Origin of the sequence: Veillonella sp., assembly GCF_019414865.1 — a bacterium.
GTDB lineage: Bacteria > Bacillota > Negativicutes > Veillonellales > Veillonellaceae > Veillonella.
This window is the reverse complement of record NZ_DXLG01000079.1, coordinates 4,991-7,260: the sequence shown is the minus strand read 5'-3', so window position 1 is coordinate 7,260 and position 2,270 is coordinate 4,991. Positions and strand designations below refer to the sequence as shown.

The window sequence follows — 2,270 nt, the reverse complement described above, 5'->3', positions numbered from 1 at the left end:
TTAACTATGTTTGATGGTCGTACAAATTTATCTATTCAGGTTGCTGATGAAGTGAAAAAATTCTTTGGCAATAAAGTGTATAAGACTATTATTCCTCGTAATGTACGTCTTAGTGAAGCTCCAAGTTATGGTGAACCAATTATTGTATATGATCCAAAATCTAAGGGCGCTGACGTATATACTAAATTAGCTAAAGAAGTGATTAAAGCCTCAAAAGCTAAATAAATAGTTAAATAATTGAGTGTTATAGATTGATATAGTCACTATATGTAAGGTGAGAGAGGTTAGTTATGCCTAGAGAAGTTAAAAGTAAGAAAAGTAAATTATCTGGCTTGGGGAAGGGCCTTGGAAACTTAATGAAGGTAGATACTGTAGAGTCTGTATTACCTGAAAAGGAGATTCACGAACTACCAATTTCTGAATTAGTTCCGAATGCAGATCAACCTCGTAAAAGCTTTGATGAAGATAGTTTAGCCACATTAGCTGAGTCTATTAAAAATCTTGGTATTTTCCAACCAATTGTAGTACGTAAACAAAAGAATAAATACCAAATTGTAGCTGGTGAACGTCGTTACCGTGCCGCTATTATTGCAGGCTTAGAAACAGTACCAGTTGTTGTAAAGAAATATAATACAGAAGAAATGACAGAGGTAGCCCTCGTTGAAAATCTACAACGTGAAGGCTTAGATCCAATTGAAGAAGCTTTGGCATACCAAGGTCTAATGGATACTTACAAACAAACACAAGAAATGATTTCTGCTCGTCTAGGTCGCAGCCGTTCTTATATTGCAAACATGGTTCGTTTGTTGAAGTTATGTGATTCTGTACAAAAAGACCTCATTGAAGGTGACTTAACAGTAGGTCAAGCTCGTCCATTGTTGGCATTGCGTAGTGCAGCTCAACAAATGGAAGCTGCTGAACGCATTAAAGAGGGCGAATTAAGTGCACGTCAAGTAGAGGCTCTTGTGAAGTCTATGCAAAATAAAACGCCTAAGGCAAAGGGTGCTAAACCACAAAGTACAGCAGAGGTACGTGCTCTTATGGATCGTTTAAAACTAAGCTTAGGATCTCCTGTAAACATTAAGTTCCGCGCTGGTAAAAAGGTACAAGGTAAGATTGAAATTGCCTTCTCCTCTGAAGCAGAATTAGAACGACTCATTGCTTATATGGATGGTCAAGAGCATACAGATGATACGGAAACTGTAGAATTTAGAGTATAATTGCTTAGCAATAGTAATAGCAATAGCAATAGCAATAGCAATGGATAACTATATACTCTTTATTACTACGTAATTACTATATATAGTGGATTTTTAATTAAATATCATAATTGGTATATTAAATTTGATATCGAATTATGTAAATTTAGTAATGACAAATCGATAGCAATTCTGTATAATGTAAATACAATTTACAATCCACGGTGAAAGCGTAGTCTACGGGCTGCGCTTTTACTGTTATGTTAAGTAACAAGGATAGACTATGGAACAAACACCTAAAGCAAACCGCGTACATATTGGCTTTTTTGGTCGTTGTAATGCTGGTAAGTCTACATTGATTAATATGTTAACAGATCAGCCTGTATCCCTTGTATCTGAAGTGGCAGGGACAACGACAGATCCTGTGAGTAAATCTATGGAGATTTTACCACTAGGACCTGTAGTGATTACCGATACAGCTGGTATAGACGATACAACTGAATTAGGTACATTGCGGATGGAGAAAACAGAAGAGGTTGTGAAGAAGATTAACCTCGCTGTTTATGTACTTCGTACTGATGAAGAACCAACTGCTGATGATATGCACTGGTTAGGGCTTTTAAAACAAAATAATGTGCCTATTGCATTATTTATTAATGAAATTAATGCAGAAAATAAAGAAGAAAATAAAGTAGATGTATCTGCTTATGTTGAAACTCATAAGGGTTTGTCTGAATTAGCTACCGTAATTGGTTCTGCTGATTTTACATCTAAAGCTAAACGTTTAGAATTACTCGATTTGTTGGGCGGATTAACACCACTTGATGTAGAAGGTGAACAAACTCTATTACAGGGCTTAGTAGAAGAGGGGGATACTATCATTCTTGTTTGTCCTATTGATAGCGCAGCTCCGAAAGGGCGCCTTATCTTGCCACAGGTACAAACCATTCGAGAAATTCTTGATTACAAAGGATTAGCGTTAGTGTGCCAAACAGAAGAATTACCGGCTATGATTAACTCTCTTAAGAACCCACCTAAGATGGTTATCTGTGACTCTCAAGCCTTTGATCG

At 36.6% G+C, this 2,270-nt stretch carries 3 protein-coding genes; all 3 read left to right on the top strand.

Translation table 11 applies throughout. The annotated features are described in order from the left end of the window. On the top strand, window positions 1–225 hold a 225-nt coding region (locus QZ334_RS05865; protein WP_295232698.1), incomplete at its 5' end, for a ParA family protein. A gap of 65 nt (window positions 226–290) precedes the next feature. Beyond that, window positions 291–1,220 (top strand): ParB/RepB/Spo0J family partition protein, encoded by a 930-nt coding sequence (locus QZ334_RS05860; protein ID WP_295232695.1) that lies wholly within the window; start codon window positions 291–293, stop codon window positions 1,218–1,220. Window positions 1,221–1,482: 262 nt separating this feature from the next. Next, window positions 1,483–2,270, top strand: a 788-nt coding sequence (locus QZ334_RS05855; protein WP_295232707.1) for a GTP-binding protein, incomplete at its 3' end; no start/stop codon positions are given.